Here is a 12,608-nt window from a genome sequence, read left to right as displayed (position 1 = left end):
ATAGCCCATGGCCATGCGTGGACCACGACTCGAATTCGCCGTTGGCGCCTTTTTGCTGCTGACCCTGGCCTCGCTGCTGGTGCTGGCGGTGGCCTCGACCAACCAGCGCTGGGGCTTCGGCTCCAGCCAGTACACGCTGACCGCGCGCTTCAGCCAGATCGGCCAGCTGCGCGCGCAGGCGCCGGTGAAGATCGGTGGCGTGACCATCGGCAAGGTGGCCGACATCAGCCTGGACCCGACCAAGTTCGATTCGGTGGTGACGCTGTCGCTGGACACCAAATACAAGGATCTGCCCGCCGACACCTCGGCCGGCATCTTCACCAGCGGCCTGCTCGGTGAGAGTTATATCGGGTTGCAGCCGGGCGGCGACCCGGAAACGCTCAAGCCGGGCGAAGAGATCGGCTTCACCCAGCCGGCAGTGGATCTGCTGCAGCTGGTCGGCAAATACATGTTCAGTGGTGGCGGTGGCGGCAGCAATGCCCCGGCCGCCACCGACGGCCAGGCGCCCGCGCCTGCCCAGACCGCTTCTCCCTCTACGGAACCACACCAATGAAGACCACCCTGCTTTCCGCCATCCTGGCCTCGACCCTGCTGGTGTGCGCACCGGCCACCGTCCTGGCCCAGCCAGCTGCTGCCAGCGCGCCTGCGCAGGGCGCGGCGACCAAGACCGTCATCGACAGCAGCACCCGTATCCTGAGCACGCTGGATCAGCGCCGCGCCGAGTTCCGCAGCAACCCGGCGGCGCTGCGCCAGTTCATCGATGGCGAATTGAACAAGGCCTTCGACCGCGATTACTCGGCCCGCCTGGTGCTGGGCGTGAACGGCCGCGGCGCCTCCGATGCGGACGTCAAGCTGTTTGCCGATGCGCTGGCCGACAACCTGATGCAGCGTTACGGCACCGCGTTGTTGAACTTCGAAGGCAAGCCGACCTTCCGCGCCAAGTCCGAAAGCGCGCTGCCGGGCAACCGCGGCGTCAAGGTGTCCACCGACCTGCTGCGCGCCGGCAACGACCCGACCCCGGTCGATTACATGATGCGTAACGTCGGTGGCCAGTGGAAAATCTTCGACGTGATGATCGAAGGCATTTCCTACGTGCAGACCTTCAAGACCCAGTTCGACGGCCCGCTGCGCGAGAAGGGCATTGCCAAGGTTGCCGCCGAGCTGCGTAGCGGCAACCTGCAGGTCGGTGCGGCACCGGCCAATGGCAAGTAATACCGTGCAACGCACCGGCGACACGCTGGCAGTGACCGGCGTGATCGACCGTGCGGCAGTCACTACGGCCTGGCCGCAGGCGATTGCACAGCTGGACGGCGTGCGCACGTTGGACCTGGCGGGTGTACAACGTCTGGACAGCGCCGGCGTGGCGATGTTGGCCGAGCTGGCAGCGCGGTTGCGCCACGCCGGCAGCGGCGCGGTGGTGGGCGAGGCGCCCGGTCTGGACGAATTGCGCGCCGCCTATCGGTTGTCCCCTACTCTCGATTTTCAGGCCTGAGCGCCACCCCATGACCCAGTTCCGCTTTCTTCCGTTGTTGGCCTGCCTGTTGCTTGGTGCGTGCGCCAGCCAGGCACCGAAATCCGCACCGCCTTCGGGCGGGACCGCCATCGCGCCTGCCGCCGATGCCCCCGTACGCGACGATGCCGGGGTGACGGCGCAGCCAGCCGCCGCCGGTCTTGCCGCACCGGATGCCTTGCCTGCCAGCGCTGCGGCACCCGCCGATCAGGCCACTGCAGACACCGGCACCGCCGCTGCGGGCGCGCCGACCGATGCCGAAGCCGACTTCGACGCGTTGTACGGCCCGACCACCCCGCAGGCAGGGGCCAATGGGGCCCCGGCACAGCCGGGCGCTGCCCCGGCGTACGACCCGTGGGAGCGCTACAACCGCGGCATGCACCGCTTCAACATGGCGGTGGACCGTGGCGTGGCGCGTCCATTGGCGACGGCCTACACCAAGGTGGTGCCGAGCCCGGCCCGTCTGGGTGTGACCAACTTCTTCGACAACCTCGGCACGCCGCTGACCATGGTCAACCAGCTGCTGCAGGGCCACCCGGTCTATGCGGCGCAGTCGCTGGGTCGCTTCGTGATGAACACCACGCTGGGTGTGGCCGGTCTGTTCGACCCGGCTTCGGCGGCCGGCATCCCACGGCGCAGCGAAGACTTCGGGCAGACGCTGGGTACATGGGGCTGGCGCAACTCGCGCTACTTCGAGTTGCCGCTGTTCGGGCCGCGCACCGTGCGCGACACCTTCGGCCTGGCGGGCGATATTCCGCTGTCGTGGGTGCGTCAGGTGGACGACGGTGGTGCGCGCTTCGCACTGCAGGGCCTGCAGCTGGTGGACACGCGCGCGCAGCTGATGTCGCTGGATTCGCTACGCGACCAGGCGCCGGACGAATACGCCCTGACCCGCGATGCCTGGATGCAGCGCCGCAATTACCAGATCACCCGCGACCTGCGCAGCCACCGCGAAGAGAACAACGAGCTGCCGGATTATCTGCGCGAAGACAAGGACAACACGGTGCCGGTGGACGCAATGCCGATTCCGCAGTGGATTCGTTGATCGTCTGAGTTTTGGCGTGGTGTCACAATGCAAAAGCCCGGGAGCGATCCCGGGCTTTTTTGTTGGGCAATGGCTCAGTGCGCGTTGTCGCGTTGGCAGCTGACGCGATGCCTGTGACACAGCAGTTGCGCTTGCAACGCGATCATTGTCGCCTCATCGCTTGCCGGCGTGTTGCGGGGGTTCGGGTTTGATCGATGGAGTGCGATCTACGTAAGTGAGATAGGCCTTCCAAAGATCGTGCGCGCGTTGATCGTTGAGGTCGACCATGCAGCTGGCTGCCTTTGCTGCTGCGACACTTGCAGTGCCCCAGCGCTGACGCACGTTGCCGCATTGCAGCGCCGCGTAATTGGCCCAGGCGGTCTGCGCATTGTCGAATGCATCGGCTGCAACACCTAACGTGGTTACTGCTCTTTCGCGCGCAACGCCCAAGTAATCGTCCAAGCGCGCCTGCGCGATGGCGACCTCTTTGACCCAGCACGCGTTGCTCTCAGCGGTTGTTTGCAAGTCAACGCACAGGTCTGCGGCATGCAAGGTCCCGCAGCTGGGAAACAACGCGGTCGCTCCAAGGCACGCGCGCCAGTGGCGCGCAAGCCGTGCCTTATCGCTTCGAGAGGAGAGCAGCTTCACTTGGATGCCAGCGCCGCATCCACCGCTGCACGCAGGCGTGCATCGTCGGCGGGGACATCGGGGGCGAAACGGTCGACGATCTGGCCGTCGCGGCCGATCAGGAATTTTTCGAAGTTCCACAACACGCCAGGTGCGGGGTTGGGCGTAATGCCGTAACCGGCCAGTTTTTCGCGCATCGGGCCGTCGCCGGTGGCCTGCGGGTGTGCGCTGGTCAGCTGTTGATACAGCGGATGCGTGTCCGCGCCGGTGACGGCGATCTTGGCAAACATCGGAAAGGTGACGTCATAGGTGAGCTGGCAGAACTGCGCAATCTCCGCCTCGCTCCCCGGCTCCTGGCCGTTGAAGTCGTTGGCCGGAAACGCCAGCACTTCCAGACCCTGCGCCTGCTTGTCGCGATACAGCGCTTCCAGGCCTTCGTACTGCGGGGTCAGGCCGCACTTGGAGGCCACGTTGACCACCAGCAGCACCTTGCCGCGGTAGTCGGCCAATGTGGCCGGCTCGCCTTCGATGCGGGTCACGGGAATGTCGTACAGCGTCTGGCTCATCGGGGCTGTCCTGATCTGCGGGGTAGCCAGCATAAACCGCCGCGCGCGCATGGGTGACCTGCGCTGCACCATGCCCCAACACTTGTAGATGCAAGTATCTTGGCGACACTCGCCGCATGGCCACACCCCGCACGCCGACCGGCTGTACCAATTTCCGCCTGCGCCGCGTGTCGCGGATGGTGTCGCGTCCATTACGCGACATAGCTGAGTGCGAGCGGTCTGAAGGCGACCGGGCAAACGCGAGCGCGCACTGCGCGCGACCTGGATCGGTGCGGCCATGGCGTTTGCCATCACCGAAACCATCGGCGTTGCGGCGGCGCTGTTCCCGCGCGGCTGGCTGTCCCTGTATGGCAACGACCCGACCATGCTGCAGACCGGCACGCTGTACCTGCAGACCGTGGGGCCGTTCTACGGCTTCCTGGGCATGGGTCTGGCGATGTACTTCGCCTGGCAGGGCGCAGGAAGGCTGCGATGGCCGATCGGTGCGGCCGTGCTGCGCCTGGTGATCGCGGCCGGCATCGGCATCGTGGCGATCCGGCTGGGCGGCGGCCTGCACCAGGTCTACCTGGCACAGAGCGCGGCGCTGCTGGTGTCTGGGGTGGGAATTGCGCTGGCCATTGCCGCTGGGTCGATGTTCGGCCGGCCTGGCTGGCCGCGTCGCACCGCGGACGCGGTGGTGGACGCGTAGGCGCTGGCGCCGGTGCATGCGTTGGGGCATCTCGACGCGACGCGCCTGACGCCCTACCGCCGCATCAGTCGATGCACAACGCGGCCTGGCCCTTGCCGCCGATGACTTCCTGGCGGCAGCCGAAGCGGTCGCTGTCGCGCTGGCAGCTGCCGTTGGTATCGGCACCGGTCGGCACGATGCTGGTGGCCAGGCAATCGCCGCTGCAGTCGCTGTTGTCGCTGCAGGTCTTGCCGGCATCCGCGTAGGGCACGATGCAGCGCGGAATCTGCATGCGGCCGACCGGACGCAGTTGGCCGCCCTTTGCGGTGCATGCTGCGGCATCGGCAGAGGCTGCGCGCGGTGGCTGCGCATCGGCTGCGGTGGTGCCCGAACGAGATGCCGGTGTCGCGCTGCAGGCGCCCAGCAGCAGCACGCACACCGTTGCGTAGATCCATCGCGTCGCCATGGGATGCTCTTCTTGAATAGGGTGCGTGCAAGCATCGCGGTGGCGATGTCTGCGCGGTGTGCTCGACATCCGGCGCAGGAGCAGGACGACACAGACCTGCTGTGTAGGAGCGTCCTCGGGCGCGATGAGGCGTTATCGGCAACGCCTCATCGCGCCCGAGGGCGCTCCTACGGGTGGGTCGCTTTTCGGGCGCTGTGCGGCCGGTCAGGCCTCCTGCGCTTGCTGGCTACTCCTGCTCGTCGCTGCTGTCGTCGTGTGAGACCCCGGCGCCTTCGTCGCTGCCATCGTCCAGCAGCGCCTGCGATTGCTCGCCGGACAACGTCTCCACGCCGCGCAGGCGGCGTTCGATGGTGCGGGTCTTGCGGCTGGCTTCGCCCAGGCTCTTGCCGACCGTGCTGATCTGCCGCTCGGCCTTTTCAAGAATGCCGGCGAACTTGCCGAACTCGCTTTTCACCGCGCCCAGCACCTGCCAGACCTCGCTGGAGCGCTTCTCGATCGCCAGCGTGCGGAAGCCCATCTGCAGGCTGTTGAGCAGCGCGGTGAACGTGGTCGGGCCGGCCAGCACCACGCGATGCTCGCGCTGCAGCAGATCGACCAGGCCGGCGCGCCGAATCACTTCGGCATACAGGCCCTCGGTGGGCAGGAACATCACCGCAAAATCCGTCGTATGCGGTGGGCAGACATACTTGTCGCTGATGGATTTGGCCTGCACGCGGATGGCGCGTTCCAGCTGTGCGGTCGACGTCTTGATTGCCTCCAGATCGCCCTTTTCCTGCGCGTCGATCAGGCGTTCGTAGTCTTCGCGCGGGAACTTGGCATCGACCGGCAGCCACACCACCGTGTCGTCGCCGCGCCCCGGCAGGCGGATGGCGAAATCCACCGCTTCGGCGCTATCGGGCCTGACCCGCACGCTGCGCGCGTACTGCTCCATCGTCAAGGTCTGCTCGAGGATGTTGTCCAGCTGCACTTCGCCCCAACCACCGCGGTCCTTGACGTTGGTCAGCACGCGCTTGAGGTCGCCCACGCCGGTGGCCAGCTGCTGCATTTCGCCCAGGCCGCGCTGCACCTGTTCCAGCCGTTCGGACACCAGCTTGAACGAGGCATCCAGACGCGTGTTGAGGGTGGTCTGCAGTTTTTCGTCGACGGTGGCGCGCATCAGTTCGAGCTTGCTGGCGTTGTCGTTTTGCAGATTGGCCAGCTGCTGTTCCAGCGTGGCGCGCATTTCGCCGATGCGCAGTTCGTTGCGTTGGGTGAGCTCGGTCAGGCGCTGGCCCAGCGCTTCGGTGAAGCGCTGTTGCGATTCGCCGGCTTCCTGGCGGCCCTTGCGCGAATCTTCGGCCAGCGCTTCGCGCAAGGCGGCCATGTGCGTGTCGGTACGCGCAATCAGCTCGGTCAGTTGCTGGCCGAAGATATGGATGCGGGTTTCCTGCTGCTGGCCGAAGCCTTCCAGCTGGGTACGCAGTTCGGTGAGCCGCAGGGTCAGCAGTTCGCCGGTGCGTTGCTGGGCCAGGGCGCTTTCTTCGCGCGCCTTGCGGGCATCTTCGCCGAGGGCGTCGCGCAGCAGGTCCAGGCGCTGGTCGGTGCGCGTGGACAGTTCGGTGAGATTGCGCGCAAAGGTTTCCAGGCGGCCGTCCTGCTGCCGCGCCAGGCCTTCGAGTTGCTCGCGCAGTTCGCCGCGGCCGTCGCGTTGTTCGGCGCGCAGCGCGTGCTCCAGCGCGGTGGTGGAGGGACGTCGCAGCAGCGCGAGCAGCTGCAACACCAGGACTACGACAAGCAGCCCGAGAAGGATCAGGGATTCGGATGACATGCGCGCAGTGTAACGGTGCCTGTCGCAACAGCTGCGTCGCTGAGTTCGGCCAGCGGCAATTGCGCGCAAGCGCTGCAGGATGCGCCAGCGAGACAGCGGCCATGCCAGGCCGCTGACGCGCGTGAGGCGTCTGCGCTCAGAAGCCTTCCAGCACCAGCTTGCCGCGGGTGCGGTGCGATTCCAGCGCGGCGTGGGCGCGGCGCAGGTTGTCGACGGTGATGCGGCCGTAGTGCTCGCCCAGGGTCGTGCGCAGCACGCCGCTGTCGACCAGGTCGGCGACGCGATTGAGCAGGTGGTGCTGGGCGATCATGTCGTCGGTTTCGAACAGCGAGCGGGTGAACATCAGCTCCCAGTGCAACGACAGGCTCTTGCGCTTGAGCGGCAGCGCATCCAGCGTGGCCGGGTCATCGATCAGCGCCAGCTGGCCCTGCGGTGCGAGCACCTCCACCAGCTGTGCAAAGTGCTGGTCGGTGTGGGTGAGGCTGGCCACGTGCTGCACCTGCGCGATGCCGATCCGCTGCAGGCCTTCACTCAGCGGCTGGGTGTGGTCGATGACGTGATGCGCGCCGAGTGCGTAGACCCAATCCTGGGTCTGCGGGCGCGAGGCGGTGCCGATCACGGTCAGCTTGGTCAGCGTGCGCGCCAGCTGCACCAGGACCGAGCCGACGCCGCCGGCCGCGCCGACCACCAGCAGTGCCTGGCCTTGGCCGCCGCCTTCGGCAATGCGCAGCCGGTCGAACAGCAGTTCCCAGGCGGTGATGGCGGTCAGCGGTAATGCGGCGGCCGCAGCGTCGTCGAGCGTGCTTGGCTTGCGCCCGACCAGGCGCTCGTCCACCAGATGGAATTCGGCATTGGTGCCCGGGCGGGTCAGCGCGCCGGCGTAGTACACCGCATCGCCGGGGCGAAACAGGCTGACCTCGCTGCCGACCGCATCGACCACGCCGCTGGCGTCCCAGCCGAGCACGCGCGGCGACTCCACCGGCGCGTTGGCGCGCACCTTGGTGTCCACCGGATTGACCGAAATGGCATGGATACGCACGCGCAGATCGCGCGGGCCGGGCTCGGGCAGCGGCAGTTCGAGTTCGACCAGCGCGCGCGCGTCGTCGATGGGCAGGCCGTGTTGCGGGTAGGCGATGGCTTTCATGGCGGGCGTCATGCAGGGAGGGGACATGCAGGGTCGGCTGCCGGGATTAGGAGAAAAACCGGCAAACTGCACAAGCACTTTCACGATTGGAGTGAAGATGGTCCGCTTCGAGGACCTGGCGCTGTTCGTGCGCACGGCGGCGCTGGGCAGTTTTTCCAATGCCGCGCGCGAGGCCGGCCTGCTGCCGGGGCAGGTCAGCGCGGCAGTGGCCCGGCTGGAGCGGGCACTGGATCTGCGCCTGTTCGCCCGGTCCACCCGCAGCCTGCGGCTGACCGCCGAGGGCGAACAGTACCTGCCGTATGCGCGCCAGGTGCTGGAGCTGCTGCGCGACGGGCGCGAGCAGGTGCGTGGGCACGACACCGAACTGCAGGGCCTGCTGCAGGTCACCGCGCCGTCGGATCTGGGCCGCAACGTGCTGCTGCCGTGGCTGACCGAGTTCCGCGCTGCGCATCCGAAGCTGACCTTGCGCCTGCATCTGTCCGACCAGGTGGCCGACCTGTATCGCGCGCCGGTGGATGTGGCATTCCGGCTCGGCCGCATCGACGGTGCGGACCACGTGGCATTGCCGCTGGCGCCGGACAATCGCCGCGTGCTGGTGGCCGCGCCCGCCTACCTGCAGCGCAACGGGCGGCCGGCCACGCTGGAGGCGCTGCGCGAGCATGCCTGCCTGCTGTATGTGCTGGCCGGGCGCGCCTACGACCGCTGGCAGTTCGAACAGGAGGGCCGCCGCCAGGTGGTGCCGGTGCGCGGCGCGATGCTGTGCGACGACGCCGATGTGGTGCGGCGCTGGGCGGTGGCCGGCGAAGGCATCGCTTACAAGTCGTGGCTGGATGTCTGCGACGACGTGCAGGCCGGGCGGCTGGAGGTGCTGTTGCCGGACTGTGGCGACCGCTTGCCGCTGCATCTGGTGTGCCCGCACCGCAAGCAGTTTTCACCGGCGATCCGGCAATTGCATGCGTTGTTTGCACGACGCTGCCAGGCGCTGACGGCGTTGTATCCGGTGTAGGCGGATGGGGTTGTTGTGGAGTGATGGGGTGGATGAAAGGCAACGCGTTGAGCGGTGCGTCTTGTGAGAATGCACTGCGCAAGCTGCAGCTGCCTGGCAGAGTGCGTGGATACATGCGCCTGCGCTGGGTGTAGCGCGCGCGCGTCCTTGCAGGCAGCGCGCGCCGCCATCGCGCATTGCTGCCACTCATGCGTAGCACGGAGCAATACATGCTGGAACTCTACGGAAAGCCGACGTCGATCAATGTGCGCAAGGTGCTGTGGCTGTGCGATGAGCTGGCGCTGGAGTACACCTTGCATCCCTATGGCAGCGGCTTTGCATCGGTGCAGACGCCGGCCTTTCGCGCGCTCAATCCCAATGCGCTGGTGCCGGTGCTCCGCGATGGCGAGCTGGTGCTGTGGGAGTCGAATACGATTTGCCGGTACCTGGCTGCGCGCAGCCAACGCCACGATCTGCTGCCGGCCGCACCGGCCGCACGCGCAGTGGTCGAGCAATGGATGGATTGGCAGGCCACCGAACTCAACACCGCCTGGCGCTACGCGTTCATGGCCAGCGTGCGTGGCAGTGCGGCGCATACCGGTCCGCGGGCGATTGCCGACAGCGTGGCGCAATGGAACCGGCACATGGCGATCCTCGATGCGCAGCTGCAGCGCGGCGGTCCGACGTCCTGGGTGCAGACTTCACCCTGGCCGATATTGTGCTGGGCCTGTCGAGGCAACGTTGGGTCGCCAGCCCGATCGCGCATGCGGCATTGCCTGCGGTGTCGGTGTATTACGCATGCTTGAAACACGCGCCGGTTTTCAGCGCCACGGTTGCACGGCCCCGTAACGCGGCGCACACCGCCGGCGCGAAGCGAGCCAGACAACGCAACGACTGCATTGACCTCAACGTGACCTGCGCATGGGTAGGGTGAGATTCTGTTTTTGCGAGGCTTGCCGATGACCACTGCCACCAACCAAACTCGTCTGCTGGCCCTGGGCCTGTTTGCTTTTCTGGCCACCTTCGCGGCGATCGTGTGGTCTTTGATGCGGCCTTACGGCACGGCGTATTTTTTCCCGGTGCATTTTTTGATCGGCGCAGCGTTGCCGTTTCTGATCTATGCGATCGGTGGAACCCGGCTGTGGTTCTGGATCGGCATGGGCGTCACTGCGCTGGTGCTGCTGTGGTTCAACCTGTGGGGTCATGAAGCCAATGGCGCAGCGCCGCAGTTGCTGGATTGGAGCCACTTCGCTGCCGGTGTGGTCGGGCTTGCCGGTGCCTGGGCGGTGCAGCTGATTTATCGCAATGCGCGCCCGCCGCATCGTCCGTCGGTTGAGTGAGCGATTAAGCGGGATCGGTGCGTCGGGATGTGGAATCTGTAGAAGCGCTGGGCTGCAGACGTCGGTCGGGTTGGCGAAGATCTGGCAAGGTCAAGCGCGCGCCACGGCGATACAGGTGCGCTCGTCCACCCTGCCCGACCTGCGCCGCCACATGACCTTGGACCGATAGCATTGCTGCGCTGCGTTGGGCGACACTCGCGCATTCTTTTGATTCCCGCGAGGTCCGCATGTCGTCTTGGCTCAGGCGCAAATCCATCGATCAGGTCACCGTGCACGAGGCCGGCCGGCAACTGGTCCGCAGCCTGAGTTGGCCGCATCTGATTGCGCTGGGGATCGGCGCGATCGTCGGCACCGGTATCTACACGCTGATTGGTGTGGGCGCCGACAAGGCCGGCCCGGCGGTGCTGCTGTCGTTCGTGGCGGCCGGCATCGTGTGCGCCTGCGCGGCGCTGGCGTATGCGGAAATGGCCACGATGATGCCGGCCGCCGGCAGTTCCTACACCTACAGCTATACCGCGCTGGGCGAGAGCATCGCCTGGGTGGTGGGCTGGAGCCTGGTGCTGGAATATTCGCTGGTGGTCAGCACGGTGGCGGTGGGCTGGTCGGGCTACTTCGTCGGTTTCCTGCAATGGCTGGGGGTGGAGCTGCCGCAGACGCTGATTGCCGGGCCGCATGCCGGCGGCATCGTGAACCTGCCGGCGGTGGTGATCACCTTCCTGGTGGCCGGCATGCTGATGGCCGGCACCAAGGAAAGCGCCACGCTCAATGCGGTGCTGGTGGTGCTGAAGATCATCGCGCTGGGCGTGTTCGTGGCGATCGCGTTGCCAACCTTCAACAGCGCCAACCTGCAACCGTTCATGCCGTATGGCTTCTCCAAGGCGATGGGCCCGGACGGCGTGGAGCGCGGGGTGATGGCGGCGGCGGCGATCATCTTCTTTGCGTTCTATGGCTTCGATGCGATTTCCACCGCGGCCGAAGAGACCAAGAACCCGGGGCGCGATCTGTCGATCGGCATCGTGGGCTCGATGATCGGCTGCACGCTGATCTATGTGCTGGTGGCGCTGGCGGCGGTGGGTGCGATGAGCTTCACCGTGTTCGGCAAGAGCCCCGAGCCGCTGGCGCTGATCCTGCGCGAACTCGGCCACGGCAAGGCCGCGTTGGTGATCGGTGCGGTGGCGATCATTGCGTTGCCGACCGTGCTGCTGGCGTTTTTGTACGGGCAGAGCCGGATCTTTTTCGTGATGTCGCGCGACGGGCTGTTGCCGCGCGGCTTGTCCAAGGTCAACGCACGCACCGGCACACCGGTGGCGATCACGCTGTTCACCGCGGTGCTGGTGGCGGCGTTGGCGGGCGTGGCGCGGCTGGATGAGATCGCCGCATTGGCCAATGCCGGCACGTTGGCGGCATTCACCGCGGTGGCTGCGTGTTTGCTGGTGCTGCGCGTGCGCGAGCCCGGCCGTGCGCGCGCCTTCCGCACGCCACTGGCGTGGGTGGTGGGCCCGGTGGCGATCCTGGGCTGCCTGTACCTGTTCTGGAGCCTGCCGAGCAAGACGCAGCTATGGTTTCTGGTCTGGAACGTGCTGGGTGTGGTGGTGTACCTGGCGTACGGGCGGCGCAATAGCCGGTTGCACGTGGGGTGAGTCGCCCTTCTCCCGTCGGGACATTGTCCTCCTTTATGGGGGAGAAGGTGCCCCGCAGGGGCGGATGAGGGTGTGGGCGAAGCCTCGTGTTATCCAATTCGTCAGGGGCTTCGCCCCCGTACCCTCACCCCAACCCCTCTCCCGAGGGGAAAGGGGCTTTCGAGCTGCTGCGATGTTGCCCTTCTCCCACCGGGAGAAGGTGGCGCGTAGCGCCGGATGAGGGTACGGGTGAAGCCTCGTGTTATCCAACTTGGTCAGTGGCTTGGCACCGTACCCTCACCCCAACCCCTTATCTCTTGGCGATCTGCCAGATTAGGTGTCGAGAGCCGGCGTGGTCGACCGATAACCCACAGGTCTAAACAACCGCGGGAGAGCGAGGTCGCCACGCCGGGATCTCCTGGCAAACGCCCGAACAGTTGCTGGAGTTGGCACTCGTAACGATCAGGCTGGGCAGCCCAGGAGAGCTCTCGACCCTTCGAGCATAGCGGAGTTTTTCCATGGCATACGGCGTAGGTATCGATGTCAGCAAGCAGTGGTTGGATGTGCATGTGCATGGCTGCAAGGGCGAGCGGCGCTTCCCCAACACGGCGGCAGGTCTGCGCCAGCTGCGCAGCTGGCTGGGACACATGGAGCTGCACCAAGTGGTGCTGGAGGCCACGGGCGGCTACGAACTGGCAGCGTTGGATGCGCTGCATGCGGCCGGCCTGCCGGTGGCGCGTGTGAACCCTCGCCAGGCGCGTGACTTTGCCAAGGCCATCGGCCAACTAGCCAAGACCGACACCTTGGATGCGCGTGTGCTGGCGCAGATGGCGATGCTGTTATCACTCACGCC

Annotated in this window: 13 protein-coding genes and 2 pseudogenes; 10 read left to right on the top strand and 5 right to left on the bottom strand. The window is 66.4% G+C overall.

Features of this window, described 5'->3' with window-relative positions:
• Window positions 1-7 precede the first annotated feature (7 nt).
• The 4 genes from mlaD to A7D16_RS07960 are packed head-to-tail and all read left to right on the top strand — an operon-like array spanning window position 8 to window position 2,555.
• Window positions 8-553 (top strand): outer membrane lipid asymmetry maintenance protein MlaD, encoded by a 546-nt coding sequence (gene mlaD, locus A7D16_RS07975; protein WP_064631491.1) that lies wholly within the window; start codon window positions 8-10, stop codon window positions 551-553.
• Window positions 550-1,212, top strand: a complete 663-nt coding sequence (locus A7D16_RS07970; protein WP_064631489.1) for an MlaC/ttg2D family ABC transporter substrate-binding protein — start codon at window positions 550-552, stop codon at window positions 1,210-1,212. The genes mlaD and A7D16_RS07970 overlap by 4 nt, the downstream gene beginning before the upstream one ends.
• Window positions 1,202-1,492 carry an STAS domain-containing protein gene (locus tag A7D16_RS07965; protein WP_064631487.1) on the top strand — a complete coding sequence of 97 codons (291 nt, stop codon included), beginning with the start codon at window positions 1,202-1,204 and terminating at the stop codon, window positions 1,490-1,492. The genes A7D16_RS07970 and A7D16_RS07965 overlap by 11 nt, the downstream gene beginning before the upstream one ends.
• A 10-nt stretch (window positions 1,493-1,502) precedes the next feature.
• Window positions 1,503-2,555 (top strand): MlaA family lipoprotein, encoded by a 1,053-nt coding sequence (locus tag A7D16_RS07960; RefSeq protein ID WP_064631485.1) that lies wholly within the window; start codon window positions 1,503-1,505, stop codon window positions 2,553-2,555.
• A 153-nt stretch (window positions 2,556-2,708) separates the two neighbouring features.
• Here A7D16_RS07960 and A7D16_RS21410 read toward each other — a convergent pair whose 3' ends face one another.
• Window positions 2,709-3,182 (bottom strand): lysozyme inhibitor LprI family protein, encoded by a 474-nt coding sequence (locus A7D16_RS21410; protein ID WP_161945027.1) that lies wholly within the window; start codon window positions 3,180-3,182, stop codon window positions 2,709-2,711.
• Complete coding sequence (locus A7D16_RS07950; RefSeq protein WP_064631482.1) at window positions 3,179-3,727, bottom strand: glutathione peroxidase; 549 nt, start codon at window positions 3,725-3,727, stop codon at window positions 3,179-3,181. The genes A7D16_RS21410 and A7D16_RS07950 overlap by 4 nt, the downstream gene beginning before the upstream one ends.
• 247 nt (window positions 3,728-3,974) lie before the next feature.
• Between A7D16_RS07950 and A7D16_RS07945 the strand changes: the two are divergent.
• Window positions 3,975-4,415: pseudogene (locus A7D16_RS07945) on the top strand (MATE family efflux transporter); the annotation flags it as partial.
• Window positions 4,416-4,479: 64 nt separating this feature from the next.
• Here the strand turns inward: A7D16_RS07945 and A7D16_RS07940 are convergent.
• From A7D16_RS07940 to A7D16_RS07930, 3 genes are all read right to left on the bottom strand, one after another.
• Window positions 4,480-4,860, bottom strand: coding sequence for a hypothetical protein (locus A7D16_RS07940; protein ID WP_064631478.1), 381 nt, complete (start codon window positions 4,858-4,860; stop codon window positions 4,480-4,482).
• A gap of 226 nt (window positions 4,861-5,086) precedes the next feature.
• A complete protein-coding gene (gene rmuC / locus A7D16_RS07935; RefSeq protein ID WP_193395453.1) occupies window positions 5,087-6,619 on the bottom strand; it encodes a DNA recombination protein RmuC in 1,533 nt (510 codons plus the stop codon).
• A gap of 184 nt (window positions 6,620-6,803) precedes the next feature.
• The gene (locus A7D16_RS07930) at window positions 6,804-7,811 is read right to left on the bottom strand and encodes a zinc-binding alcohol dehydrogenase family protein (RefSeq protein WP_064631475.1); all 1,008 of its coding nucleotides are present in this window, start codon (window positions 7,809-7,811) and stop codon (window positions 6,804-6,806) included.
• 97 nt (window positions 7,812-7,908) lie between these two features.
• On the opposite strand from A7D16_RS07930, the gene A7D16_RS07925 reads away from it, so the two are divergent.
• The 5 genes and pseudogenes from A7D16_RS07925 to A7D16_RS07905 form a co-directional block, all read left to right on the top strand.
• Window positions 7,909-8,817 (top strand): LysR family transcriptional regulator, encoded by a 909-nt coding sequence (locus A7D16_RS07925; RefSeq protein ID WP_064631473.1) that lies wholly within the window; start codon window positions 7,909-7,911, stop codon window positions 8,815-8,817.
• A 209-nt stretch (window positions 8,818-9,026) separates the two neighbouring features.
• Window positions 9,027-9,645 (top strand): annotated as a pseudogene (locus A7D16_RS07920) (glutathione S-transferase family protein).
• Between the two features lie 110 nt (window positions 9,646-9,755).
• Window positions 9,756-10,136: a hypothetical protein gene (locus A7D16_RS07915; RefSeq protein ID WP_064631471.1), complete on the top strand. Its 381-nt coding sequence runs from the start codon at window positions 9,756-9,758 to the stop codon at window positions 10,134-10,136.
• A 227-nt stretch (window positions 10,137-10,363) separates the two neighbouring features.
• Window positions 10,364-11,776, top strand: coding sequence for an amino acid permease (locus A7D16_RS07910; RefSeq protein WP_064631469.1), 1,413 nt, complete (start codon window positions 10,364-10,366; stop codon window positions 11,774-11,776).
• A gap of 497 nt (window positions 11,777-12,273) precedes the next feature.
• Window positions 12,274-12,608: IS110 family transposase (locus tag A7D16_RS07905; protein WP_153043122.1), on the top strand; the 335-nt coding region annotated here is incomplete at its 3' end.

The organism is Xanthomonas nasturtii (assembly GCF_001660815.1).
Taxonomy (GTDB): domain Bacteria; phylum Pseudomonadota; class Gammaproteobacteria; order Xanthomonadales; family Xanthomonadaceae; genus Xanthomonas; species Xanthomonas nasturtii.
This window is presented reverse-complemented; position numbering and strand designations above follow the sequence as displayed.